Source organism: Noviherbaspirillum sp. L7-7A (assembly GCF_019052805.1).
GTDB lineage: Bacteria > Pseudomonadota > Gammaproteobacteria > Burkholderiales > Burkholderiaceae_D > Noviherbaspirillum_A.
This window is the reverse complement of sequence record NZ_JAHQRJ010000001.1, coordinates 1562739-1589195: the sequence shown is the minus strand read 5'-3', so window position 1 is coordinate 1589195 and position 26457 is coordinate 1562739. Positions and strand designations below refer to the sequence as shown.

Sequence of the window (26457 nt, the reverse complement as noted above, 5' to 3'; positions counted from 1 at the left end):
GACGCCTGCATGGGCAGATCGGAAAAGCGTGGATAGGTTTCAGCGACGAACATCGATAGTAGGGTGCATGGAATAAGTCGTGGGAAAAGGTAGCGTAACAGTGGGCGGAAAGCCTGAATTGAATATTGCTAATAATCAATTATTTGACATTCAATTCTTGCCAAGACTTGTCATATGGCTATTATGTGCGCTTGTCGAAATATTGGGCGGTCATGATGATGCTTAATGGAAATTTATTGTGATGCGCCGCGCAAGGTTTGCGCTATATCGAGCCTGCCTGAAACAATTACGGAATGCCGCCCGATAGTCCACAGTCTTATTCTAATGCCAAGAAAGTTTGATGCAGTTCGGAAATCTAGTGACTTTTTGATATCTGTGAGTCGCATCGATGCGACAATCGAATATCGAAAGCCGCAATAAGCCTGGCATTGCTTGATGCACTGCAGCATGTATTGCCGGCCGGGCGAATGTTCTGTGTTTAAATGCTTCTTGGATAATTCGTTTCTTCATAGTAATATTTATTTTAGGAAATAAATATTGTTGTGATTGGTCATGTTGCTCCCCGATCGCGTCGGCAGCATGGCTTTGACCTGCATTGACCGGGCCGCCCCGAAGGGAGCGCGCTGGTATGAGTCTGGAGTAGAAAAAGTGTTAAAAATTTCTAATCACTACGTATCGAAGATTGCATCTGCATTGCTGATTATCGAGATAGCGATCCTCATTGCGTCCGCCTACCTGGCAGCGGCGGTCCGTTTGCCCGGTGAAGGCGGTTTCTTCCGCACCGACGACCATCAGTTCCTGCCATCGGCCATGGCATTCGCCCTGTCCATGGTGTTTGCGATGACGGCGCTGGGCATGTACCAGCATGACTTCCGCGAAGGACTGCGCAATACCCTGCTGCGCATGATGCCTTCCTTCCTGCTGGGCTTCGTGCTGACGGCCTTCGTGTTCTACATGATGCCGAGCTTCTATTTCGGTCGCGGCATCCTGATGCTGATGCTGGCGTTTGCCGCCTGCGGCATCCTGGTGGTCAGGGTAGTGCTGTTCAAGTCGTCCGAGTCGCGCCTGCTGGAGTCGCGCATCCTGTTCCTGGGCGCCGGTTCGCTGGCCAAGGAATGCGCCGACCTGGCCAGCAACAATGGCGGCTATCACAAATATGACGTGGTGGGCTTCGTGCCCATGCCGGACGAAGCCCCGGCCGTGGCTGGCGGCGCCATCCTGCCCGTGGGCAGGTCGCTGGTGGCCATTGCCAGCGAACACAATGCATCGGAAATCGTGGTGGCGGTGCAGAACCGCCGCGGCGGCGCATTCCCCATCCGCGAGCTGCTGGACTGCAAGCTCAACGGCATCAAGGTGATCGATTCGGCCACCTTCTTCGAACGTGAAGCCTGTCAGATCCGGGTCGATTCCCTGCAGCCAAGCTGGTTCGTGTTCGGCAGCGGCTTTGACCAGACTTTCATGCGCAGCCTGGTCAAGCGGGCATTCGACCTGTTTGCCAGCCTGCTGATCCTGATCGGCACGCTGCCGGTGACGGCAGTCACCGCACTGCTGATCTGGCTGGAAGACCGTTCGCCGATTTTCTACCGGCAGGAGCGGGTGGGCGAGGACGGCAACACCTTCATGGTGCTGAAATTCCGCAGCATGCGCACCGACGCCGAGAAGGAGGGCGCGCCGGTATGGGCCAAGACCGGCGATACGCGTACCACCAGGGTTGGACGAGTGATACGCAAGCTGCGCATCGACGAGATTCCCCAGGTACTGAATGTCATCAAGGGCGACATGAGCTTCGTCGGCCCGCGTCCGGAGCGGCCATACTTCGTCGAGCAGCTGTGCGAGCAGGTGCCTTACTACAATATGCGCCATAGCATCAAGCCGGGCATCACCGGCCTGGCCCAGGTGCGTTACCAGTACGGCGCCTCGGTGGAAGACGCGGTGCAGAAGCTGCAGTACGACCTCTATTACGTGAAGAACAACAGCCTGTTCCTGGACCTGCTGATCCTGCTCGATACGCTGCAGGTGGTGCTCCTGAGCAAAGGCAGCAGGTGAATCTGGCGAGGTCAGCGCCATGGTAGTCAACGTCATCGCGGTCAGTTACGGCATCGCGGCGGCGGCCTTCCTCCTGCTGACGCTGCTGATGGTGACAAGCTGGCGCGGCCGGCTGCATGGCATTGCGCTGGCGGTTGCCAGCGGCCTGACCGCGGCATGGGCCGGCTTGGTGGCGCAACAGGCCACGCAAGGCGTGCAGCTCTCGCTGTTTTCCGACGTCCTGGAACTGGCGCGCGACGCAGCCTGGACCGGCTTCCTGCTGCTGGTGCTGAACCCCTACCGCAAGACCAGCGGCACGCCGGCGCTGCAATCCAAGCTCGCCTTGCCGGGGCTGGTGTCGCTGTATCTGCTCTGCGCGGTCGGCACCGTCTACACCCGCTGGATTGCGCGGGATGTCGATGCGCTGGTCTACTTCATGTTCAACTTCGTTGGGCGGGTGGCGCTGGCCGTGATCGGCATGCTGCTGGTCGAGCAGCTTTACCGCAGCACGCCGCCGCAGGAACGCTGGGCCATCAAGTTCGCCTGCCTCGGCATTGGCGGCCTGTTCATCTACGACTTCTATCTCTACAGCGACGCCATGCTGTTCCGCTCGCTGAGTTCGGAGATCTGGGCCGCGCGCGGCATGGTCAATGCGCTTGCCGTGCCGCTGATTGCTGTCTCCGCGGCGCGCAATCCGAAATGGTCGCTGGACATCGCGGTGTCGCGCCGGGTGATTTTCCACTCGGCTGCCGTGTTCGGTGCGGCGCTCTATCTGCTGCTGATGGCCCTGGCCGGCTACTGGCTCAAGTTCTTTGGCGGCAGCTGGGGCGCGGTGATGCAGGTCACCTTCTTCGCCGCCGCCCTGGCGCTGCTGGCCGGCATCGTGTTCTCAGGCACCGTGCGCTCGCGGCTCAAGGTGTTCATCAGCAAGAACTTCTACAACTACAACTACGACTACCGCGAGGAATGGCTGCGTTTTACCCGCACCCTGTCGACCAAGGGGCCGGGACTGGGCGAACGGGCGATACAGGCCATCGCCGACCTGGTCGAGAGCCCGACCGGCGCGCTCTGGCTCAACAACGGCGGCAGCTACAGCATGGAAGCCCAGTGGCACATGCCGGATGCGGCCGGCAGCGAGCCGGCCGGCAGCCCGTTCTGCCAGTTCCTGGAACAGCGGCAGTGGGTCATCGATCTCGGTGAACTGCGTGAAGACCCGGAAAAATATGAACACCTGAAGCTGCCAGACTGGCTGGCGGGCCTGGACCGGGCCTGGCTGGTGGTGCCGCTGATCATGCATGAAAGCCTGCTGGGCTTCGTGGTGCTGTCCCAGCCGCGCAGCCGCATCGTGCTGGACTGGGAAGTGACGGACCTGCTGAAGATCGCCGGCAACCAGGCCGCCAGTTACCTGGCGCAGCAGCAGACGGCCAATGCGCTGATGGTGGCGCGCCAGTTCGAATCGTTCAACCGGATGTCCACCTTCATCGTGCATGACCTGAAGAACCTGATCTTTCAGCTCTCGCTCCTGGTGTCCAATGCCGAAAAGCACAAGAACAATCCCGAATTCCAGAAGGACATGATGGAAACCCTGGACAATTCGGTGAAGAAAATGAAACTGCTGCTGCACAAGCTCAACAGCAGCGACTCCATCGAGGGGCCGGCGCCGCTTTCCCTTGATAAACTGCTAAGCCAGGCAGTGGCGCTGAAATCGCAATTCGAACCCAAGCCGACGCTGGAACTGGCCGACACCGGCTTGACCCTGCTGGCCAACTGGGGCCGCATGGAAAGGGTGGTAGGCCACCTGATCCAGAATGCGATCGAGGCCTGCGGCCGCGACGGCCGGGTGCTGGTACGATTGCGCCGCGATGGCGGCAATGCCGTCATCGAGGTTGCCGACAACGGCACCGGCATGAGCCCGGAATTCATCCGCGACCGGCTGTTCAAGCCGTTTGAGACCACCAAGTCCGCCGGCATGGGCGTGGGCGTATTTGAAAGCCGGGAATATGTGCAGGAACTGGGCGGACAGCTGGAAGTGAAGAGCCGACAGGGCGAGGGCACCAGCTTCATCATTACATTACCGCTGAACGGCCAACGGGCCGCGCAGCAGCAAGACGAACAGCAAGAGGAGTCGGCGTGAGCCAGTCTAAGAAACATCTGCTTATCATCGAAGACGATCCGGGCCTGCAGAAGCAGTTGCGCTGGAGCCTGGACGACTATGACGTTCTGGTGGCGGGCGACCGCGAAGCGGCGCTGGCCATGGTGCGCCGGCACGAGCCGGCCGTGATCACCATGGACCTCGGCCTGCCGCCCGATCCGGATGGCGCCACCGAGGGCTTTGCCACGCTGCAGCAGATCCTGTCGCTCACCCCCGACGCCAAGATCATCGTCCTGACCGGCAACCAGGACCGCGCCAACGCGGTCAAGGCCATCGGCCTGGGCGCCTACGACTTCCATCACAAGCCCTTCGATCCGGAAATGCTGTCGCTGGTGATCAACCGCGCCTTCTACCTGCATGCGCTGCAGAAGGAAAACCGCAAGATCCTGCTGAACCAGGCCGACTCGCCGATGGCAGGCGTGATCAGCCGCGATCCGGGCATGCTCAAGGTCTGCCGCAGCATCGAGAAGGTGGCGCCGACGTCGGCCAGCGTGATGCTGCTGGGCGAGAGCGGCACCGGCAAGGAAGTGCTGGCGAGAGCCCTGCACCAGCTGAGCCCGCGCGCCGACAAGCGCTTCGTTGCGATCAATTGCGCGGCCATCCCGGAAAACCTGCTCGAGTCCGAGCTGTTCGGCTATGAAAAGGGCGCCTTCACGGGCGCTGCCAAGCAGACCCTGGGCAAGATCGAGACCGCCAACGGCGGCACCTTCTTCCTCGACGAGGTTGGCGACCTGCCGATGCCGCTGCAGGCCAAGCTGCTGCGCTTCCTGCAGGAGCGGGTGATCGAGCGCATCGGCGGACGCGAGGAGATTGCGGTGGACGTGCGCATCGTCTGCGCGACGCACCAGAACCTGAAGGAGCTGGCCAGCGCCGGCCGCTTCCGCGAAGACCTGTATTACCGTCTCTCGGAAATCGTGATCACGATACCGCCGCTGCGCAACCGCATCGGCGACGCCGCGCTGCTGGCGCATCATTTCAAAAACCGCTTCTGCAGCCAGGAAGGCCGCTCGTCGCTCAATTTCAGCGAGGATGCCATGACGATGATCGAGGCCCATCCGTGGCCGGGCAATGTGCGCGAGATGGAAAACATCATCAAGCGCGCAGTCATCATGGCCGACGGCCCGCAGATCGTGGCCGACGACCTTGGCCTGGGCGACTCGCCCGCCACCGATGAATTCATGAACCTGCGCCAGGTGCGCGATGAAGCCGAGTACAAGGCCATCATCAAGGCCCTGGCCCGGGTCGACGGCAATATCGTGCGCGCCGCCGAGCTGCTCGGCGTTAGCCGCCCGACGCTGTACGACCTGATGAGCCGGCACGGCATCAAGTAGGCAGGGCACGATGAGTCTGTTCGTAAGCGACTTCATCCAGGCCTCGGCGGTACGTGCGCCGGAAGCCGAAGCGCTGGTGTATGGCGAGCGCCGGCTCACCTATGCCGAGCTGGCGCGTGAAGTGGAAACCTGGTCGCAGGCGCTGCTGGCGCATGGCATCGGCGCCGGCGAGCGGGTTGCCGTCTACCTGGAAAAGCGGGCCGAGACGGTGGCCGCGCTGTTTGGCGCGGCCGACGCCGGCGCGGTGTTCGTGCCGGTCAATCCGCTGCTCAAGGCCGAGCAGGTGGCCTATATCCTGGCCGACTGCGGCGTGCGCATCCTGGTGACCTCGGCCGAGCGGCTGGCCGCGCTGGCGCCGGCGCTGGCCGGCTGCGCCAGCCTGCACACGGTAATTGTCACCGGCCAGGCCACCGCTGCCGCGCTGCCGCCCGGCGTGCGCCTGGTGCCGGCGGCGGAACTGCCGCTGGCCGCGCCGCCGCGGCAGCGCCACCGCCGCATCGATGCCGATGTCGCCGCCATTCTCTATACCTCGGGCAGCACCGGCCAGCCCAAGGGCGTGGTGCTGTCGCACCGCAACCTGGTGACCGGCGCCCGCAGCGTCGCGGCCTACCTGCATAACCGTGCCGACGACCGCATCCTGTCGGTACTGCCGCTGAGCTTCGACTACGGCCTGTCGCAGCTGACCACCGCCTTCCTGTCCGGCGCCTGCGTGGTGCTGATCAATTACCTGCTGCCGCGCGACATCGTGCGCGCTGTGGCGCGCGAGCGCATCACCGGCCTGGCCGCGGTGCCGCCGCTTTGGATCCAGCTGTCGCAGCTGGAATGGCCGGAGGCCGGAACCCTGCGTTATCTCACCAATTCCGGCGGCGCCATGCCGCGCACGGCGCTGTCCGCATTGCGCAGGCTGCTGCCGCAGGCCGAGATCTACCTGATGTACGGCCTGACCGAAGCCTTCCGCTCGACCTATCTGCCGCCATCGGAACTGGAACGGCGGCCCGACTCGATCGGCCGCGCGATCCCCAACGCAGAAGTGATGGTGGTGCGGCCCGACGGCAGCCCGTGCGACCCGGACGAGCCGGGCGAGCTGGTGCATCGCGGCGCGCTGGTGGCGCTGGGTTACTGGAACGATCCGGCCCGCACCGCCGAGCGCTTTCGTCCCGCGCCCGGCGGCGAGGCCGGCCTGCCGCTGCCCGAGATCGCCGTGTGGTCGGGCGACACCGTGCGCATGGATGCCGAAGGCTTCCTGTACTGGGTTGGCCGCAGCGACGACATGATCAAGGTCTCTGGCTACCGGGTCAGCCCGACCGAAGTGGAAGAGGTGATCTACGGCGCCGGCGGCGTGCTGGAGGCGGCTGCGGTGGGCCTGTCGCATCCGACGCTGGGCCAGGCAATCGCCGTGGTGGCCGTGCCGCTGCCGGACGCCAGCATCAGCGCCGACAGCCTGACGGCCGCCTGCCGGCGCGCCCTGCCTGGCTACATGGTGCCGGCCACGATCGTGATCAGGCACGACAGCCTGCCGCGCAACCCGAATGGCAAGATCGACCGCAAGCTGCTGCAAGCCGAGCTGGCGGTCCCGCAACTGAAGAAGCAGGCATGATGAGCAATCCCCGCAATATCCGCCCGGTGCATGCACCGCAGACCCATTTCCAGACCGAGAACAACTGCCTGATGGTGGGCGGCATTGCCGTCACCCGGCTGGCCCAGCGCGTTGGCGCCACGCCGTTTTTCGCCTACGACCGCAGCCTGCTGACCAGCCGCGTGGCGCACCTGCGCGCCAGCCTGCCGGCGGCAATCGAGCTGCATTATTCGGTCAAGGCCAACCCGATGCCGGCCCTGGTGCAGCACATGGCCGGCCTGGTCGACGGCTTCGACGTCGCCTCCGCCAGCGAAATGCGGGTGGCGCTCGATACGCCCATGGATGCGGCCGAGGTCAGCTTTGCCGGCCCCGGCAAGACCGATGCCGAACTCAGCCAGGCGGTGGCCGCCGGCGTGGTGCTGAGCCTGGAGTCGCCTGGCGAAGCGCGGCGCGCGGCCCGCATCGGCGAGGCGCTGGGCATCCGGCCGAAGGCGCTTTTGCGCATCAACCCGGACTTCGAGATGAAATCCTCCGGCATGAAGATGGGCGGCGGCGCGCGCCAGTTCGGCGTCGATGCCGAGGAAGCGCCGGCGCTGCTGCGCGAGATCGGCGCGCTCGGCCTGGACTTTCACGGCCTGCAGATCTTCAGCGGCTCGCAAAGCCTGTCCGCCGGCACCATCGCCGATGCCCAGAGCCAGACTTTCCAGCTGGCCCAGCGCCTGGCCGACCATGCGCCGGGCACGATCCGCCTGCTCAATATTGGCGGCGGCTTCGGCATTCCCTATTTTCCCGGCGAACAGCCGCTGGACCTGCATCCGATTGCCGACAACCTCGAAGCCTGGCTGCCGCGGGTGAAGGACGCCCTGCCCGAAGCCCATGTCGCCATCGAACTCGGACGCTACCTGGTGGGCGAGGCCGGCGTCTATATCAGCCGGGTGACCGACCGCAAGGTGTCGCGCGGCCAGACCTTCCTGGTCACGGACGGCGGCATGCATCATCAGCTGGCGGCGTCCGGCAACCTCGGCCAGGTCATCCGGAAGAACTACCCGGTGGCGATCGCCAGCCGCATGGAAGCCGCTGAGGATGACACCGAAATCGTCAACATCGTCGGACCGCTGTGCACGCCGCTCGACATCCTGGCCGACCGCATGCCGCTGCCGCGCGCCGATGTCGGCGACCTGGTGGCCGTGTTCCAGTCAGGCGCCTATGGACCGACCGCAAGCCCGTCCGGCTTTCTGAGCAGGCCGCCGGCCGGGGAAGTGCTGGTGTAGCCGAAACGGTGCGGAAGCTTGAGTAGGACGCGTTGAAGCGGACGTTAATCGAATATTTTCGTCGGTATGTTTCCATACTAAAAAAGTTACAAACGTTCATAACAGAATTTACAAAATTGCGCGATCAGCGCATTAACCTGAAAGGAGCCACGCGATGGCCAATATCTACCCAGTGATCCTGTCCGGCGGATACGGCACCCGCTTATGGCCGCTGTCCCGGGCAGCGCTACCCAAGCAGCTGCTGCCGCTCGCCTCCGAAAAAACCATGCTGCAGGAAACTGCGTTGCGGGTGGCCAGCTGGCCCGAGCTGCAGCCGCCGCTTCTGGTATGCGGCGACGAGCACCGCTTCCTGGTGGCGGAGCAGTTGCGCGAAATTGGCATCAAGCCGACCGGCATACTGCTGGAGCCGGAAGGCCGCAATACCGCGCCGGCGGTGGCCGCAGCCGCCCATTTCCTGCTGGCCCGCGACAAGGAAGCGGTGATGCTGGTGCTTCCGGCCGACCATGTGATCGGCGACGTCGATGCCTTCCACGCCGCCGTGCAAAGGGCGCTCGACGTGGCGCTCGGCCAGGGCGCGCTGGTGACCTTCGGCATCGAGCCGACCGGCCCGGAGACAGGCTACGGCTATATCCGCCGCGGCAGCCCGGTGACCGGTTTCGATGGCTGCTTCAGCGTCGAACGCTTCGTCGAAAAGCCGGATGCCGCCACGGCCCAGCAGTTCCTGGATGACGGCGCCTACAGCTGGAACAGCGGCATGTTCCTGTTCGAGGCATCCCGCTATCTGGACGAACTGCGCCAGTACCAGCCGCGCATTGCCGAGCAGACCGAAGCCGCGGTTTCCGGTCGCCACGGCGATCTCGATTTCTGCCGCCTGGATGCCGACGCATTTGCCGCCAGCCCGTCCGACTCAATCGATTACGCGGTGATGGAACACACCAGGCATGCCGTCGTGGTGCCAGCCTCGCTGGGCTGGAACGATGTCGGGTCCTGGTCGGCGTTGTGGGAAGTGCAGCAGGGCGATGCCGACGGCAACGTGCTGCGCGGCGACGTCTATACCGACCGGGTGAAGAACTCGCTGGTACGCTCCGAAAGCCGCATGGTGGCGCTGATCGGCGTGGAAGACCTGGTGGTGGTTGAAACCGACGATGCCGTGCTGGTGGCCCACAAGAACCATGTGCAGGACGTGAAGAAGGTGGTCGAACACCTGAAGCGCAATGAACGCACCGAGCACCTGAATCACACCCGCGTCTACCGGCCCTGGGGGTATTACGAGGGCATCGACGCCGGCAGCCGCTTCCAGGTCAAGCGCATCATGGTCAAGCCGGGAGAGAAGCTTTCGCTGCAGATGCATCACCACCGGGCCGAACACTGGGTTGTGGTGCGCGGCACCGCCCGCATCACCTGCGGCGAGACCGTGAAGCTGCTCAGCGAGAACGAATCGACCTATATTCCCATCGGCGTGACCCATCGCCTTGAGAACCCGGGCAAGATGCCGCTGGACATCATCGAAGTGCAGTCGGGCAGCTATCTGGGCGAAGACGATATCGTGCGTTTCGAAGACATTTACGCAAGAGCGCCGGAGTCCAAGACGCAGTAATTGCTGTCGGAAAATTTTACAGGTTGATGACTGCGGAACTGCAAGTGATTGAATTCACGCGGTTCCGCCGTAGGCATGCTTATTGCTAAATCCTCTGTGTAACAGTTTGTAAGCAAAGAAATAATTGTGACTTTTACAATTGGCTTTGCTGCTGGCAAGCCGGTCAGGAAGACGCCGGTTTGGCGGACACCGAGAGAGGATGGACACGATAATGACTACCCAAGAGCAGATTGCCATCAGCACGATTCCCGCCGCGGCGACCCGGTTTGCCCGCCGCGACTTCCTTAGCGCCCACATCGTCGAAGTGGGCATCCTGTTGCAGGAGCAGTTCGGCGTCGAGCATGCCGCCGCTTTCCTGAAGGACAACTTCATTCATCTGGACGTGGCGATGCGGGTGCTGCTGCGTCCCTCCGAACGCCGCCGGCCGCAAGCCTGAGTCCGCAGCCGCCTTGCCTTACTTCGCCTGGAGCAGGCGGCTGATGTAATTGCCCGGAATTGCATAGGCAATGCCGCTTGGGTTGCTCATTGCGTTTTCCTTCACGCCCTTCACATAGACCATGTTGATGATGCCGACCACGCCGCCGGTGGCCGGATCGAACAGCGGGCTGCCGCTGTTGCCGGGATAAGCGGTTGCATCGAGCTGGAATACCATCAGCGGCGAGCGCTGGATCTGGGCAATCATCCTGGCATCGAGCCGGCTGGCGGTGGAGGCCGGCATGGCCAGCGGCGTATGGGCCGACATCATTGCGCGGTGGGTCACATGCCGCATTCCCAGCAGCATGCCGAGCGGGAAGCCGGTAAAGCCCAGCATCTGGCCTTCCTCGACCTTGTCCGAATCCTGCAGCTTGAGCACCGGAAGCGGCGCGCCGCTGATGCGCAGATGGGCCAGGTCATGTTCCTTGTCGACTGCCGCGATGGTCGCCGTGCGAAACACGGGCGCTGCGCCTTCCCCGGTAATAATGCCCAGCATTTCCTTCTGCTCCGTGTTCAGCGCCGCCGGCAGCACATGCGCATTGGTGATCACGCTCAGGCCGTCTCCCACCGCGAAACCGGTGCCACGGAAATCGGCCGACGGGCTGCGGGTCTGCTGGAAGGTGCCAACGGCCACGACTGCCGGCTTGACGCGCTTGATCACGTCGACCATTTCCTGGGCCTGCACAGGCAGCGCGGCCAGCAGCGTGATTGCAAGCAGACTGGCACGGCGACGACGGAGAAACATGGAAAACCCCTCAGGTAAGCAAACACAGTGAAATTGCATGGATACGCCTGGCGCGGCAGCGTTAGCCTCCATCGCCAACCGCCTGGTAGCGCCAGCGATACCAGGCAATGCCGATCAGTTCATAAATCGCATACCAGGACTGCCGCAAGCCTTCCGCGCTGGGCAGGAAGGCCGACAAGCCCAGCGGCGGATGGCTGAAGAAGAGGGTAGGGGCGGCCACCACGACCAGTCCGGCGCGCTGGAAGGCATTGCGGGCACGCGGCATGTGCATCGCATCCGTCACCAGCAGGACGCGCGTGACGGCTTCGGGCCGCAGTACTTCGGCGCTCAAGCTGGCGTTCTCCGCCGTATTTTTCGACTTCCCTTCGATCCACTTCACCGGCACGCCGAAATCCTCGCGCAGCGCCGTAGCCATCGCATCGGCCTTGGACCAGGCATTGTCCTCAGCCGCGCCATTGCCGCCCGAAACCAGCACCGGCAGCCTGGTCTCGCGCTGCAGCCGTGCCGCATAGCGCAGCCGTCCGAGCGCGATGTAGTCCGGGATGTCCCGCCCGCCATATTCCGCCGCATCACGCAGCCTGCCTGCAGCCAGCACGACGATGGCCTGGGCGCCGGTCTTGTGGACAGCCTGAAGCGGCGCCGTAAGCCGCTCCAGCGGCGCCACGAACAGCCGCGCACCAGCTGTAGTGGACAAGACGAACAGCGCGGCCACGGCGCCATAGAACACCACCCGGCCCGCTGCAGGCGAGCGGCGCCGCAGCAGCAGCCCGAGCAGCATCAGGAGAAACAGGCTGCTGGGCGGCAGTATCAGTTCACGGGGAAGATCAGCCAGCGATGCCAGCACAGCGGTCATGCTCATTGCGTTCCTGCGCTCCTTCGGAAAATGCGCGCCAAGTAGATACCATGGGTGCGATTGCCGTCAAGCAGGAACAGCAATAAAGCCTTGCCGAAATTTCATCCAATTCCCTTGAAGCCACAAACCGCCATGCTAGAATCTCGTCCTCACTCGGCCCGAGTGGTGAAATTGGTAGACACAGCGGACTTAAAATCCGCCGCTTACCCGAGAGGGGGCGTACCGGTTCGATTCCGGTCTCGGGCACCATCCCTTCATGAATCAAGGCATTCTGCCTATGCGTTAGCCTCGTAGTGTTGCCTCCTCATCGTCTTTTCTGCAGGAAAACAGCTCTTGGGCAACAGATATGTTGCGAGCGTTCACTATCAAATTTTCTTTCGTATGAGGCCCTCGAAAATACACCTTTAGGGAAGGCTAAGGACTACTCGTATGAACAACCCCGTAGATGGCTCTCACCATGTGCATTCTATTGCTTCAGTAAGCAGCCACTGCTCGATTTATGATACTTAATCTATGTAATTTCGTTTTTACATGAAGAAAAAGGCCACCGTCGTCGCCAATTTTCCCCCAAGATATATGGATACGGAATGGGCGGTTAGCTCAACAATTAAGATTTTGGGACCACATTGAGGATGTGAGTTTCAATTTTACGGATAGGTGCACCAAGTAATCTGTCAAAGAGGGTTCTCCAAAAATACTTTAGGTCTCGCTCGATGTATTTATTAATAATAAATGCAATGATCAGAAAAAAAATTATTGTGCAGGCGATGATTGATGCTTTGTTTTGGTCAGTGGAAAATTTCGAAATGATTGTGTAGCCAATTACTTGGTGCGTCAAATACAATGGATAAGTAATGGCTCCAATAGATTTGGCCTTAGGAAGGGAAAGTGCGCACGCTTTTTCATTCGTTAAGAATAAAAAGAACAGATAAAACGTCGAAATTATTAACGATATGACTGCAGGGGAAAGGTGATTCAAGGCTTCTTTTCCCAGATGCGAGCCGGCTGAAAAATTCACTGACAAATAAAAACAAAGTATTATAAGAAAATTAATCAACCAATTATCTTTCACACGTTTCATTGCGAAAAGTGATCCAACGGCAAAATAGCTGTAATAGCCTCCTAAGATTGGCCAGTCTTTGCCGCCAATAAACGAGGCTAATAGTATTAGGGTTGGCCACGTTAGGAATAAAACGTTTAGATTTTTTTCAAGCCGCAACAGAAGAATAATAAAAATTAACGCATAGAACTGTATTTCTAACGATAGAGTCCAATAGCTTCCATCGATAGGATTTCGGCCAAATGTCTCCGGAATCATTGTTAAATTAAACAGAAGTTGGCTAGCATAAATTTTGTGTTGCTGCATATCGCACACAAGGATAGTAAGGGTTGTCAGCAGCAATGCACATAGGAATGCAGGATAGAGTCTTAGCAATCGAGCCACAGCGAAGCTTGATGCCTTAGTATCTTGAGCTGAATAAAATATTACATATCCGCTTATCATAAAAAAGAACTCGACTCCTAAGTACCCATATTTACCGAATTCAGATAGGTAAGGAATAAATTCGATTGATGATATAGTCCTTGTGTTAATCCCCAAGTAGGTATAGTGATATAGCACTACAGACAGGGCTGCCACGAATCTCGCATAATCGAGAAGGTCAACTCGGCCTACAGAATGGGATTTTTCAGTGTTCATTGTTAAGATTAAAACCTGCGTTTATAAATACTTTTTTTGCTACCATTAATCCATATCGAACTTCGCATTTTTTGGTAAATTATTTTTTTGAGTTAAAGTATGAATGGCATTAATAAGCCCCGTAATATGAGTAAATGCGCGTTTTTTCATGGTGGGAATAACAATTGGATGAGTCAATCCAGAATAATGAGAGTGAAATGAGGTTTTGTGAACTTCATTTATGCGCTCGCCAGACTCATCGTTATAAACGCTGTATAAAAGTCCGATTTCTCTATGATCCTTTAAGAGGCGGTGAGGATGCAGGTTCAATAGCGGTGCTATCGCTGCTGTATATGCGACAGGGCCTGTGAGCTTTATCACCCCTGTTTTTCCTGTCCCATGCAAACTAGAATTATATCTATCGATGTTTGCTAAAACGCTTTCGATTACTGCTTTGAGAAAGGGATGTCCTGGCTTGGCCGCAATATGCCATTGCTGAAATTCTCCTCCGTCAACGTGCGCCAAGTCATAGTGAGTCCCCCACTGCTTAAATTGCCCACTATCATTCCATTGCGACAAAATAAAACTATCATCAGCATGAAGAACTGTATTTAACGGAATCTCTGCAGATGCTTTAATATCTAAATAAATTCCGCCGATTTTGTAGATTAGAAGATAGCGGAATAAATCCGCTCGCGCTGCACCATATTTGCGATCGATTTTTAGGAAATATCGCAAAACGTGTGAGTCGTAGTATTCTTCGATGAACTGTATTATGTCAGAATCATCGTACAGCTTATGGGTCCAGTCAGGGTTGAGTGAGCGAATTTTCTCAATATTTCCCTGAAGTTCGACTGGCAGAGCTTTAGTATAAAAAGTTTGATGAATTAGTTTGGGAATGGCGCCTACTTCAGCCTGAACTTTATTTATCTCAACTTTGTGCCCTTGATTTAATTTTGGAAAAGCTGTTTGTTTAAGGTTGGAAAGTAGCGAGGCAAATTTTTTGCCACTATTTTTTTCTTTATAATGAGTCACTTGGCAATCTCTATGTTGGCAGACGGCAATTAGAGCGATTTTTATGGCTTTTTGTGGCGGTGATCGAAAATTTGACCATACCTAAGTGTGACCAATGAACTAATGCTGAAATTTCCAGTATCATTCAAAATTTCAGTGTAGCCATGTTGGAAAGTAAATCCTACCGGACTGGTATTTGACTTAGTCAGCTAGCGATTTCAGTTTCATACTTTTTTTATTTTTGTTGTGAATCTTAAAAGAAGCGCTTTCTGAAATTTTTCCAAAATTTCTCATAAGGTAGTCCGATATTCCGGCACTAGCTGCCCTGGCAAAGGCGTCTTCAGAAAAAAACCAACGGGCGAGGGATGGTAAGCCTTTTTTGAGGTGCGGGTCTTCATTCTTTGCAATCGCCGATATCGTCCAATATAGTTTTTTTATTAAGGCAAGTTTAGGAAAGATACCTAGCTGACGTTTCTCAATTAGAAGTAGGCTGTTCCTTATAATGTAATAAGTCTTTACAGGGGTTTTTTTTCCCCCAAACGCTCTGGACTCTTTGTGAAAAATTTTGACTGCATCATCACATGCTGACACAAAACCCGCATCGTGGGCACGATGGTAAAAATCTGTTTCCTCCAATTGCAGGAAAAGGCGTTCGTCGAATAAACCCACTTTTTCAAAAATTGTGCGGTGAATTGCTAGGCATGCCCCGTACGCATAATCCATCACTATTTTTCCGTGCCAATTTGGTACATCGAATTGTCGACTGCCAGATATGTCATGGCCAGGTTTCAATTGTGCGACTGTTGGCTCATCCCAGTAGTAAATTGTGGGATGGAGAAGCGCAGGAGGAGACGCTGCCAGAGTTTCTCCCCAGACAGCCAATTCGCCATGGGGAAAGACGGTGTCATTATTCAAAAGGCAAATCCAGTCATATCCCCTTTCCAGACCAAGGTTGATTCCAACATTGTTTCCACCTGCCCAGCCAAGATTCTCTTGCAATTCAATGATTTCTATTTCTGGAAACGCTTTTCGGAGTTCTGCCGCTACCGGTGGGGTAGAATTATTGTCAACCACTAACAGGTCGAAGTGCGAGGATCTTTTATTCGAAAGACTTCTTAAGCAATCTACTGTGTCCTCAAATCCATTAAAGCTTAAAATAACAATAAGGGATTTATTTAGTCTTTTATTTACGCTTTTTTGAAAATCAAGTTCGGCAATTTTCACGGAAATTCTCCCTATCTTTTAATGTTGTTGATTTTTATAGTTTTGGGTTTTTATTCTCAACTACATAAACGAAATGCAAAATTGACTTAATGTAAAAATTTTTTCAGTGCATTCAAAATGTGTTGGTTTTAAATTTTAATTTTTTGAGCTTGAAATCCTATAATTTTACTTCCTTGACGCGATACGGCAGTTTATCTAATGAAAAATTTCGCAGTATCAAGCGGAGCTTTTCTGTTAGAGGGTACAAGAGCATTGTTATTATTAATGTGCCGCCAATTACCAATAATCTGCGCAACCAACTGTTTGCATCCTCCGGCCCAACAAAACTAAAAAATTGTATTAAGGGTCGATGAAAAAGATAAAGACAAAACGTGGTCGCGGCTACCTGTGCGATTCTCGCTTGCAATTTTTTCGGAAGCGGATCCATATAACTTGAAAGGCCATAGGCGCCGAGAAGGTGAAGATATATGCCTCCGGCGTCTACCCAGCGGCCGACTACTACATCGTCTAATACATGAAATGTCGTTGAAGTGAGAGGGCGCAGCAACGGCGAAGCAATAATAATCAGTAAGCCAAAGAAGAATAGTGCATAACTCGACGACTTGGAAAGCGTCAGTTGCCTAGTATTCTTATATGCCAACACACCTAACGCCCATATAGGGAATAGGATAGCAATCAGCGGTCCACCGACCAAAAACCACAAAAATATTGCCGGCCATTTCCAATAGCTTTTTACGTAAATGGCCAATCCAAAAATCAAGTAATAGAAGGCTTCAAAGCTCAATGACCAAAAAGGCGCATTGATTCCTGGGACGAGCTTCAGATGCCAAACTTCTTGCAGCATAAAAAATGAAGCGATATATCTGAGGGTAGGATTGTCTTCCGCATACCAAGGCTTCCCAATATAAAGTTCTGGAGCGATGCGGACGCCTGCATAATCGATAACGAATGTTAAAACGAGCGCTGGAATGGCGACAGACCACAGTCTTGAAATCCGACTCGCTGCATAGGTCTGCCAGCCGCTTTCCTTGTTCTCAGCCACATATGCAATGACAAAGCCTGACAGAACGAAAAAGATGACTACACAGGTGTCGCCGTATGCACCAATCTGCCAAAGGAAGCCGCCAGTCCAATACATGCCAGAAGCATGTCCTATAAACACTATGAATGCTGCAAGAAAACGAATTACGTCGAGATAATTCGAAAAGATTGAGGGCATTTTTTACCAGTATCTCTTGCTGTGAGAATCTAGATGATTCAAAAAAAGCTTTTCAGCGGTTAGGAAGCAAAACGTGAATTAATTAATAGCCGCATGTAGTCACGCAAAATCATTCTGCAGTCGCAGTTTTGCTTTTTTGCTGGGTAACGCGCTTGGAATATTTGCCAAATGGAACTATTTCAGTGATTTTGGCTTTAATGAAGAATTTGCTGGTGGCGGGTCGCTTCGTAATCAGAGGTAATATGGTTTTTGCAGCGCTATATTGCTTCGCGCCAAAAGCTAGTTCAAAAGCCTGTATGCGTCGGGAGTTTATTCCTTCTAATATGGTCTCACGATAATATATGGCCGGCTCGTGACACGATAACGCATGTTCTAGCACTATGACCTCGCCCAGAAGCTGACGGACTTTGTCATGTGAGTCATTTCCGTCGTGCCTTCGAATCTTTACCAATGGTGTAATGCAGAGAGCAACATCTCCGGCTGCAATAGCCCTTAAGGTGTATTCCCAATCTTCGGACCCAATACCATTAAATGCTGGATTGTAGCCGCCGATAGATTGGTAAAAATCTTTCCGTACTGTTACGCCGGAGGAGAACAATGGCTGAAATGCAACCGTCTTTCCATAAAGGTCTGGAACCTTGGTTAGAAAAGCACCATCTTTTCTGCTTCCGTCAAAGTAGCCCTCGGGGGCAGATGAGAACTTATCTAAAGAGGTTCCATTTTTTCCGAATGTGAAAAAATTACTGTAAATGCTGTCACATTTTGGATGTTTATTGAGCCAGTCACTTACGATTTCGACGTAATTTGGTGCTAGGAGATCATCGGAATCGCATAATGTTACGAAAGGGGTGCTACAAGCGGTCACGCCTTTGTTTCTTGCAATTTGCACGCCAACCTTTGATGAAGCAATTACAGTGACCGCTTTTCCAAACTGGCGGAGCCGTTTCAGGGTGTCATCGGTCGACGCGTCGTCTACGACAATGATTTCTGCAAAAGGACGGGTTTGGTTTAACGCGCTAGTTATCGTTTCTGTTATGAGATTTGCGCGATTATAAGAAGGTATGATAGCCGTCATTGCAACGTTCGTAGACACAGTCCATCCCTATTCAAAAATTGTTTTATTGCAATATTAACTCACCGGAAGGAATTTCTGTAAAAATTGGAGAGGCAGGTGCAAACTATTTGTTTAGTATGTTGCAGAAAGGTATATAGAGTTCAGGCGGGGACGGAGGGAGACGCTTTTATCTTCCTTGATACGTGCAAATCGGAATAAGCGTAATGAGTGCTGTGCAGCGCGACGAACCAAGTTAGAGAACCAGTTGTCCTACAGGGAAGGCGAAGTGACTAAGGTCCTGCAAGTCAATGAGTCTACGTGACTACGGAATGGGAAAAAAGAAGACTGCAACAGGGGACAGGTGCGGTTAAGAGCACACTGACTTAACTGTTTTTTTTGTTCAACTCACATTTTATGTTCCGTATAAAAGCACCGCCTAACAGGGAAGAGGCCATGGTAACAATGAAAAAGGAGCTTGAAGCGGCAACCCCGTAGGAAGGATCGAGTTTCAACAGTGTCAAGCAGTAAAAGAATGTCATCTCTCGCACGCCAATACCGCCAAAACTTAATGGCAGCACAGCAGCTATCGACGATATTAAAAACACCGCTAAGTAAGGTGAATAGTGGTTTGTTTCCAATTGCAGGTAAGCCAGTAAGGCTGCTGTGCTACAGAGTTGTAGTACTTGTACAGCTATACCATAGGTGAAAACTCGAGCCAACGCTTGGGATTTGAGTTGGGTGACGATACGGTGACCTGCAATGAATATAGTAACCGTAAATAAGGCGCCAACTCCTGCTACGCTTTGTAGCCAATACGTAGGCCACCCCAACCCCACCCAAGGCACCAACCCGCACAGCAACAACAACAAACACAACAACCCACTAACCCTATCCGCCAGCGTCACCAGCACCAGCTTCTTAACCGCTACACCCTGCTGCCTGTTCAACACGAAAATCTTGTACCCATCCCCGCCTATCCCACCCGGCAAGAACAAATTCAAGAACATCCCCGCATAGTAAAGCCGTAGATTCTGCCCCTCCGACAGCACCACCCCCACATGCCGCTGATAAATATTAAGCCGCAACGCAGCCACAATCTTGGAGGCATTAAAGAGCACAAACGCCCCCACCAACCAAGGCCAACCACCAGGCCGGTTAAGGATGGTCTTGATCTGACCGAAATCCAGCTTCTGCACCAGGAACGCCACCAGCCCAACCGAGACCAGCACCTGGACGCCAAGCTTGATCCACTTACGCGCGCGGCTGGACAAGGATCTGCTTCTTGATGTTGTACGGCTTCTTGTTCTGCGACTCGTAGTAAGTGCGCATGATCAGATCCGCCATGAAACCGGTGGTGATCAGCTGGATGCCGGTGAACGTCAGCAGCACGCCAACGAACAGCAAAGGCCTGCCACCTATGCTGCCCACCATGATCTTTTCCACCAGCAGGTACAGGTTGATCAACACGCCGACCAGGAACAGCGCCAGCCCGCTGCCGCCAAACAGATGCATCGGACGCTGGCCATACTTCTGAAAAAACAGCATCAGCATCAAATCACTGGCCACCTTGAAGGTGCGGCCCAGACCGTATTTCGATACTCCTGCATGGCGCGAATGGTGCCGCACTTCCATTTGCGTCATCCGCGCGCCGTACATGCTGGCCAGCACGGGAATGTAGCGGTGCAGTTCGCCATACAGACCCAGGCTCTTGGCCACATCGCTGCGGAACAGCTTCAGAGTGCAGCCATAGTCCTTCATGTGCACGCCGGTGCTGCGGCGTATCAGCCAGTTGGCGATCTTGCTCGGTACCTTGCGCAGCAGGAAGCCGTCCTGGCGCTTGGCGCGGATGCCGGCGACCACGTCCCAGTTGCCTTCTTGCATGCATTGGATCATCAGCGGGATGTCGCGCGGGTCGTTCTGCATGTCGCCGTCGAGCATCACGATCAGTTCGCCTTCGGCGGCATCAATGCCGGCGGCCATTGCCGTGGTCTGCCCGTAGTTGCGGTTCAGTACCAGCACGCGGGTGACCGGGGAGCCATACGCTTCGATTTCGGCCACGGTGCGGTCGCTTGAGCCGTCATCCACGAAGATCACTTCGTGCTCGATGCCGGCGAGCGCCTCGGCAATGCGGCTGGTCAGCAGCGCGATATTGCCTTCCTCGTTCATGACCGGGATGACGACAGATAAAAACATGACTATTCCTTATGGGTGTTCTGAATGGCAATCTTGCGGAGACACGCATTTTACCGATGAGATGCTGCCGGCACCATAAAGGGCAAAACAAGGAAGGCCATTTCCTCCTTGCCGCCATAGCGGTAGGGCAGGCTGATGCGCTGGGCCGGGGATATCCTGGCGTCCGGATAGGCGGCCTGGAAACGGGGCTGCCAGTCCGGTTCCTCACCGGCACGCATGATCAGCAATCCCTCCTCAGGAAGCGCCGCCCGCTCTTCCAGCATTCTGGGCAGAAGCAGCGTGTGCAGAGCGGGGCGCTGGAAATGCAGATTGCCGGCCAACAGCTTGTCGGTGGCGACGACCTCATGTACTTGCGGATGGCGTCGCGCCAGTTCGTTCGCCAATGCCGGATAGGGATGATGGGCGCGCACATATCTTTCGTAAGACGGCCCCAGATACACCCGCAGTGGCAGGGCGATCAGGAAGCATGCGGCCACGAAGGCCGTAACCTTCATGATGCGGCGGAATACAGCTGGCTGAGCGAGGCCCGGCAGCAGCAGGAAGAACAGCAGCGGGGCCGAAAATAGCATGGGCTGCATCCAGCGGTCCTTCACGCGCGTTACTTCTCCGCTAAGCACGATGATCACGATGGACCCGAGGTAGCCGGCATAGAGGCAAAGGAAGAAAAGCGCTTCCGTGCTTGGACGCCAACGGACAGTCCTGTCCACCTTGCCGAAGAAGGGCCTGCAAGCCAGCAGATAGATCAGCCATATCGGCGTGATGAAACTGACTGTGGCCATCAGCAGGCTGCGCATGCCGGCAAGCACATTGAGCAGAAAATCGGCCGTGCTTTCATCCTTCATCTGTTCGATGGTGCCGCCGGCTGCAGTATCGAAATGCTGCATCACCCATAGCCCGTGCGGCAGCAGGCAGAGCACTGCGACAGCAATGGAAACGACGATCTTGCGGTTCCAGACGAAGGCCCGATGCGGCTGCACCACGAGGCTGGCGAACATGAGGCCCATGGTGAAGATCACGAAGTTGTACTTGGTCTGCATGCCGAGGCCAACCAGCAGTCCGAACAGGGCGTAGCGGGCAAGCGTGGGCTGCCGGAGGAGGGCGAAATAGGCATATAGGGACATGCTGGCGATCGTGGTCAGCAATGCCGAATGGGTGAGGTCGCGTTGCGCCTCCCAGCCGATCTGGGGCAGCAGCAGCATGGAAGCGGACACGGCCATCGCTCCCATACTGCCGACCAGCGGCCTGGCGGTAAGGAACATGAAAAAGTAAATGCCAAACAGGCACAGGCTCTTCAACAGCGCGAGCGCAAACAGATTCAGGCCGAACGTGGAGAAGAGCAACCATTGCAGCCAGTTATAGAGCGGTGGCTGCGTGCCGTAGCCCATGCGCAGCTGCTGGAATTCGAAGGCCTGCTCGGCTTCGTCCAGGTCCAGCGAGTCGGACAAGTTCAGCCGGATCAGCAGATGCGCCACAAAGTAGAGCGCGAGAACAAGAACGAAGCGGGCCGATTGCCTGTCTCGGAGCCATGACTGCTGAACTGGCGGAGGATGGCGTAGAGGGTTGTGCATGCGTGGTGGTTGGTGCCAAAGAGAAACCGAGGCCGGATGTTAGCAAAGTTGCGGCTCGCCGGGTTTGTCATGGCCTTGCAAGTCATACATTTCCTCATTTTTTGCTCTGGCCCGAATCCGCTTCTAGCCAGCCTGCCTGGGTTGCGTTGCGATGCGCAGGAAAGTCGGTTGTCGTTCTCGTGGCGTTGACTTGAGGTGGTGCAAGCCGTAGCGGGGAAGGCCGGTCAGCTGGAAAAATTCCTGCTTCCACTCCGATTAAACCTCTGTATAATTTTGAACGGTCGTGCTTTTTAAACGGTGCAAGGAACAAAATAACGGAGGCAGCATGGATTTGAACTACAGTGCGGAAGACATTGCATTCCGCGATCAGGTCAGGGCGTATCTCGACGCCAATCTCCCCAAGGATCTTCAGCAGAAAGTGCTGAATCACAAGCGCCTGTCGAAGGAAGACTTCGTGCGCTGGCACAAGATCGTCGCCAAGCAGGGCTGGGTCGGCACCGGCTGGCCGGTGGAATACGGCGGCACGGGCTGGAATGCGGTGCAGCGCCATATCTGGGAAGAGGAGTGCGCCCGCGCCGGTACGCCGCCCATCCTGCCTTTCGGCGTGAACATGGTGGCGCCTGTCATCATGGCCTTCGGCAATGAAGCGCAGAAAAAGTATTACCTGCCGCGCATTCTCAATTGCGACGACTGGTGGTGCCAGGGCTATTCCGAGCCGGGCGCCGGTTCCGACCTGGCTTCGCTGAAAACCCGCGCCGAGCGCCAGGGCGACCATTACATCGTCAATGGCCAGAAGACCTGGACCACGCTGGGCCAGCATGCCGACATGATTTTCTGCCTGGTGCGCACCGACACCGGCGCCCGCAAGCAGGAAGGCATTTCCTTCCTGCTGATCGACATGAAGACGCCGGGCATTACCGTGCGCCCCATCATCATGCTGGACGAAGACCACGAAGTGAACGAGGTGTTCTTCGACAACGTGAAGGTGCCGGTCGAAAACCTGATCGGCGAAGAGAACAAGGGCTGGACCTACGCCAAGTACCTGCTGGGCCACGAGCGGACCAATATCGCCGCCGTCGGCCGGGCCAAGCGCGAACTGCAGTTCTTGAAGCGCATCGCCACCGAGCATCTGAAGAACGGCAAGCCGATGCTGGAAGATCCGGTCTTTGCCGGCAAGGTCGCCACGCTGGAAATCGAGATCATGGCGCTGGAAGTCACCGTGCTGAAGGTCATTTCCGAGGACAGCAAGCGTCGCGGCCCCGGACCGGAAGCCTCGATGCTCAAGGTCAAGGGCACCGAAGTGCAGCAGATGCTGACCGAGCTGATGGTGGAAGCCGTCGGCCCGTACAGCCTGCCATTCGACCGCCACTATCTGGAAGGCCAGGAAGCGCACAGCGTCTTCGGCGACGACGACGCCGCGCCGCTGGCATCGTACTACTTCAACTTCCGCAAGACATCGATCTATGGCGGATCGAACGAGATCCAGAAAAACATCATCACGCAGATGATCCTCGGACTGTAGGAGACAAGCATGGACTTTGAATTTACGCAGGAACAGCAGCAGTTTTCCGATGCCTTGCGGCGCTGGATGGAAAAGGACTACACCTTCGAGCACCGCAAGAAGATCCTTCACTCCGACACCGGCGTGTCCGCCGATGCATGGACCACCCTGGCCGAACTTGGCATGACCGCGCTGCCGGTGCCGGAAGAGCAGGGCGGCTTCAACGGCTCCGCCGTCGACATGATGGTGGTGATGAAGGAAATCGGCCGTGGCCTGGTGGTCGAGCCCTATCTCGCCACCGCACTGGGCGCGCAGTTCCTGAAGCTGGCCGGCAAGCAGGAAAGCCTGCTTGAGCAGGTCGCCACGGGCGAACTGAAGCTGGCTGCGGCGCTGGGCGAGAAGCAGGCGCGCTTTGACCTGTTCGACATCACCACCACCGCTGCCGCCAGCGGCGATGGCTATGTCATCAATGGCACCAAGACCGTTGTGATCCACGGCGGCCAGGCCGACCAGCTGATCGTCTCGGCCCGCAGCAGCGGCGCGCAGCGCGACACCAAGGGCATTTCGCTGTTCCTGGTGCCGGCCAGTGCCGCCGGCGTCAATCGCCGTGACTACCGCACCATCGACGGCCAGCGCGCTGCCGATATCCGCTTTGAGAACGTCCAGCTGCCGGCATCGGCGCTGCTGGGCGCTGCCGGCGAAGGCTGGGAGATCCTCGATGCGGCTGCCGATTACGGCGTGACGCTGTTGTGCGCGGAAGCCATTGGCGCGATGGAAGCGCTGAATGCGTCCACCCTCGAATACCTGAAGACCCGCCAGCAGTTTGGCGTGCCCATCGGTAAATTCCAGGCGCTGCAGCATCGCATGGCCGAGATGTTCATGCAGTATCAGCAGGCCAGCTCGATGGCGACGCTGGCCGCGGTCAAGGTGGCGTCGAGCGATCCGGTGGAGCGCCGTCGCACGGTGTCGGCTGCCAAGGCCCGGGTAGGCCAGGCGGCCCGCTTCGTCGGCCAGCAGGCGGTGCAGCTGCATGGCGGCATGGGCGTGACCGATGAACTGCCGGCGGCGCATCATTTCAAGCGCCTGACCATGATCGAGCAGACCCTGGGCGATACCGACTACCACCTGGCGCGCTTCGTCGCCCAGCCTGGCTTTTCGCAATCGGCCTGATCGCAACCTGGCAAAGGACTCCTGATGGCACATCTGACATGGTATTTCGAAGACTTCGAGCCCGGCCGCACCATCCCGGTGGGCAGCCGCACCGTAAACCAGGATGAGATCATCGCCTTTGCCAGGCAGTTCGACCCGCAGCCGTTCCATGTGGACCCGGAAGCGGCTGCGAAGTCGATGTTTGGCGGCATCATCGCCAGTGGCTGGCATACCTGCAGCATGATGATGCGCATGATGGTGGACGGCTTCCTGTCCGAAGCCGCCAGCCTGGGCTCGCCCGGCGTGGACGAGATCCGCTGGCTCAAGCCGGTACGCGCCGGCGACACCCTGTCGGTGACCACCACCGTGCTTGATGCGCGTGCCTCATCGAGCCGGCCGGACCGTGGCGTGGTGCATACCATGTGGGAAGCGAAGAACCAGCATGGCGAGACGGTGGCCACCGTCAAGGGCATGGGCATGTTCCTGCGCCGGCCCGACCAGGGCTGAGGCGCACAACAATAACGAACCTGATGGAGACGACATGCGTGAAATCGCAACGCTGGCCGAGCTGAAAACGCTGGTCGGCCAGGAAGTGGCGGTATCGGACTGGGTGGAGATCACTCAGGAAAGGGTCAACCAGTTTGCGGAAGCAACCGGCGACCATCAATGGATTCATCTTGACGTGGAACGCTGCAAGCGCGAGTCGCCGTTCGGCGGCCCGATTGCGCATGGCTTTCTGACGCTGTCGCTCCTGCCGATGCTGATGCAGAACTCGGTGCGCATGACGGATGTGCGGATGGGCGTCAACTACGGCTTGAACAAGGTCCGTTTTCCGGCGCCGGTGCCGGTGGGCAGCAAGGTGCGCAGCCGCACCACCGTGCTGTCGGTCGAAGACATCGAAGGCGGCGCCCAGGTGACCTGGCAGGTGACGATCGAGCGCGAAGGCGGCGACAAGCCGGTTTGCGTGGCCGAATCGATTTCACGGCGCTATACCTGAGTCTTCAGTCGAAGCAATAAATGCGAAAGGCGCGATGCGGTCAACGCATCGCGCCTTCTTTCGTTTGCAGCGTCGCGGTGGTAAAGCGGGGTGACGCTGCATCAGCACGTCAGCGCTTGGCGTACTGGCTGGCGCCGAACAGCACCTCACGCGACTTGTCATCGGTGATTTGCTTGCGCAGGTTGGCCAGCACTTCCACGCCACGCTGCACCGCTGGCCGTGCGGCGATCTCGTCGAACCAGCGCTTCAGGTTGGGGAACTCCTCGATGTCCACGCCCTGGTTCTTCCACGAACGCAGCCAGGGGAAGGTCGCGATGTCGGCGATGGTGTAGTCGCTTCCTGCCAGGTATCCCTCTTTCGCCACCTGCTTGTCGATCACGCCATACAGTCGCCTGGCTTCATTGGTATAGCGGTTGATCGCATACTCGACCTTTTCCGGCGCATAGATGCGGAAGTGATGCGCCTGTCCGAGCATCGGGCCGACGCCGCCCATCTGGAACATCAGCCATTGCAGCGTGGTGAAACGCTCGCGGTCGGTCTGGCCCAGGAACATGCCGGTCTTGCTGGCGAGGTAGACCAGGATGGCGCCCGACTCGAACATGGACATCGGCTTGCCGTCGATGCCGTCCGCGTCGACGATGGCCGGTATCTTGTTGTTCGGCGAGATCGCCAGGAACTCGGGCTTGAACTGATCGCCGGCGCCGATATCGATGTGATGGACCCGATAGGGCAGGCCGGTTTCTTCCAGCATGATGTGAACCTTGTGGCCATTGGGCGTGGCCGTGGAATAGACGTCTATCATGAACTTCCCTTGAGGTTGAACGGAGAGTGCGGTG

At 57.0% G+C, this 26457-nt stretch carries 22 protein-coding genes and 1 tRNA gene; 12 read left to right on the top strand and 11 right to left on the bottom strand.

Going from position 1 to position 26457, the window contains the following annotated elements:
• Window positions 1-648: 648 nt before the first annotated feature.
• From KTQ42_RS07170 to KTQ42_RS07140, 7 genes are all read left to right on the top strand, one after another.
• On the top strand, window positions 649-2046 hold the full coding sequence (locus KTQ42_RS07170) for a TIGR03013 family XrtA/PEP-CTERM system glycosyltransferase (protein ID WP_217344891.1): 1398 nt from the start codon (window positions 649-651) through the stop codon (window positions 2044-2046).
• Window positions 2047-2065: 19 nt separating this feature from the next.
• A complete protein-coding gene (prsK, locus tag KTQ42_RS07165; RefSeq protein WP_217344890.1) occupies window positions 2066-4159 on the top strand; it encodes an XrtA/PEP-CTERM system histidine kinase PrsK in 2094 nt (697 codons plus the stop codon).
• A complete protein-coding gene (gene prsR, locus KTQ42_RS07160; RefSeq protein WP_217344889.1) occupies window positions 4156-5508 on the top strand; it encodes a PEP-CTERM-box response regulator transcription factor in 1353 nt (450 codons plus the stop codon). The genes prsK and prsR overlap by 4 nt, the downstream gene beginning before the upstream one ends.
• Before the next feature lie 10 nt (window positions 5509-5518).
• Complete coding sequence (locus KTQ42_RS07155) at window positions 5519-7105, top strand: acyl-CoA ligase (AMP-forming), exosortase A system-associated (protein ID WP_217344888.1); 1587 nt, start codon at window positions 5519-5521, stop codon at window positions 7103-7105.
• On the top strand, window positions 7102-8355 hold the full coding sequence (locus KTQ42_RS07150; RefSeq protein ID WP_217344887.1) for a pyridoxal-dependent decarboxylase, exosortase A system-associated: 1254 nt from the start codon (window positions 7102-7104) through the stop codon (window positions 8353-8355). The genes KTQ42_RS07155 and KTQ42_RS07150 overlap by 4 nt, the downstream gene beginning before the upstream one ends.
• A 154-nt stretch (window positions 8356-8509) precedes the next feature.
• On the top strand, window positions 8510-9952 hold the full coding sequence (locus KTQ42_RS07145; RefSeq protein WP_217344886.1) for a mannose-1-phosphate guanylyltransferase/mannose-6-phosphate isomerase: 1443 nt from the start codon (window positions 8510-8512) through the stop codon (window positions 9950-9952).
• Window positions 9953-10163: 211 nt separating this feature from the next.
• The gene (locus KTQ42_RS07140; RefSeq protein WP_194710977.1) at window positions 10164-10388 is read left to right on the top strand and encodes a hypothetical protein; all 225 of its coding nucleotides are present in this window, start codon (window positions 10164-10166) and stop codon (window positions 10386-10388) included.
• Window positions 10389-10406: 18 nt separating this feature from the next.
• Here KTQ42_RS07140 and KTQ42_RS07135 read toward each other — a convergent pair whose 3' ends face one another.
• Entirely contained in the window at window positions 10407-11171 is a 765-nt protein-coding gene (locus KTQ42_RS07135; protein ID WP_217344885.1) for a serine protease, read from the bottom strand.
• A gap of 61 nt (window positions 11172-11232) precedes the next feature.
• On the bottom strand, window positions 11233-12030 hold the full coding sequence (locus KTQ42_RS07130) for a YdcF family protein (protein WP_349292129.1): 798 nt from the start codon (window positions 12028-12030) through the stop codon (window positions 11233-11235).
• A gap of 150 nt (window positions 12031-12180) precedes the next feature.
• Between KTQ42_RS07130 and KTQ42_RS07125 the strand changes: the two genes are divergently transcribed.
• Window positions 12181-12273: transfer RNA gene (locus KTQ42_RS07125), tRNA-Leu, on the top strand.
• Between the two features lie 358 nt (window positions 12274-12631).
• On the opposite strand, the gene KTQ42_RS07120 is transcribed toward KTQ42_RS07125, so the two are convergent.
• From KTQ42_RS07120 to KTQ42_RS07085, 8 genes are all read right to left on the bottom strand, one after another.
• Window positions 12632-13723, bottom strand: coding sequence for an acyltransferase (locus KTQ42_RS07120; protein WP_283093260.1), 1092 nt, complete (start codon window positions 13721-13723; stop codon window positions 12632-12634).
• Between the two features lie 45 nt (window positions 13724-13768).
• Window positions 13769-14737: a glycosyltransferase gene (locus KTQ42_RS07115; protein WP_217344883.1), complete on the bottom strand. Its 969-nt coding sequence runs from the start codon at window positions 14735-14737 to the stop codon at window positions 13769-13771.
• A 180-nt stretch (window positions 14738-14917) separates the two neighbouring features.
• Window positions 14918-15940 (bottom strand): glycosyltransferase family 2 protein, encoded by a 1023-nt coding sequence (locus KTQ42_RS07110; RefSeq protein WP_217344882.1) that lies wholly within the window; start codon window positions 15938-15940, stop codon window positions 14918-14920.
• A gap of 157 nt (window positions 15941-16097) precedes the next feature.
• On the bottom strand, window positions 16098-17159 hold the full coding sequence (locus KTQ42_RS07105; RefSeq protein ID WP_217344881.1) for an acyltransferase: 1062 nt from the start codon (window positions 17157-17159) through the stop codon (window positions 16098-16100).
• 109 nt (window positions 17160-17268) lie between these two features.
• Window positions 17269-18234, bottom strand: coding sequence for a glycosyltransferase family 2 protein (locus KTQ42_RS07100; protein ID WP_217344880.1), 966 nt, complete (start codon window positions 18232-18234; stop codon window positions 17269-17271).
• 362 nt (window positions 18235-18596) lie between these two features.
• Window positions 18597-19484, bottom strand: coding sequence for a lysylphosphatidylglycerol synthase transmembrane domain-containing protein (locus tag KTQ42_RS07095; protein WP_217344879.1), 888 nt, complete (start codon window positions 19482-19484; stop codon window positions 18597-18599).
• Entirely contained in the window at window positions 19465-20406 is a 942-nt protein-coding gene (locus KTQ42_RS07090; RefSeq protein WP_217344878.1) for a glycosyltransferase family 2 protein, read from the bottom strand. Before KTQ42_RS07090 ends, KTQ42_RS07095 begins: the two co-directional genes overlap by 20 nt.
• Before the next feature lie 50 nt (window positions 20407-20456).
• On the bottom strand, window positions 20457-21878 hold the full coding sequence (locus KTQ42_RS07085; protein ID WP_217344877.1) for a glycosyltransferase family 39 protein: 1422 nt from the start codon (window positions 21876-21878) through the stop codon (window positions 20457-20459).
• A gap of 421 nt (window positions 21879-22299) precedes the next feature.
• Here KTQ42_RS07085 and KTQ42_RS07080 point away from each other — a divergent pair, with 421 nt between their 5' ends.
• The 4 genes from KTQ42_RS07080 to KTQ42_RS07065 are packed head-to-tail and all read left to right on the top strand — an operon-like array spanning window position 22300 to window position 25621.
• Window positions 22300-23496, top strand: coding sequence for an acyl-CoA dehydrogenase family protein (locus KTQ42_RS07080; protein WP_217344876.1), 1197 nt, complete (start codon window positions 22300-22302; stop codon window positions 23494-23496).
• A gap of 9 nt (window positions 23497-23505) precedes the next feature.
• On the top strand, window positions 23506-24645 hold the full coding sequence (locus tag KTQ42_RS07075) for an acyl-CoA dehydrogenase family protein (RefSeq protein WP_217344875.1): 1140 nt from the start codon (window positions 23506-23508) through the stop codon (window positions 24643-24645).
• 24 nt (window positions 24646-24669) lie between these two features.
• Window positions 24670-25131 (top strand): MaoC family dehydratase, encoded by a 462-nt coding sequence (locus KTQ42_RS07070; protein WP_217344874.1) that lies wholly within the window; start codon window positions 24670-24672, stop codon window positions 25129-25131.
• A 34-nt stretch (window positions 25132-25165) separates the two neighbouring features.
• Complete coding sequence (locus tag KTQ42_RS07065) at window positions 25166-25621, top strand: MaoC family dehydratase (protein ID WP_217344873.1); 456 nt, start codon at window positions 25166-25168, stop codon at window positions 25619-25621.
• 109 nt (window positions 25622-25730) lie between these two features.
• Here KTQ42_RS07065 and KTQ42_RS07060 read toward each other — a convergent pair whose 3' ends face one another.
• On the bottom strand, window positions 25731-26423 hold the full coding sequence (locus tag KTQ42_RS07060) for a glutathione binding-like protein (RefSeq protein ID WP_217344872.1): 693 nt from the start codon (window positions 26421-26423) through the stop codon (window positions 25731-25733).
• Window positions 26424-26457 lie beyond the last annotated feature (34 nt).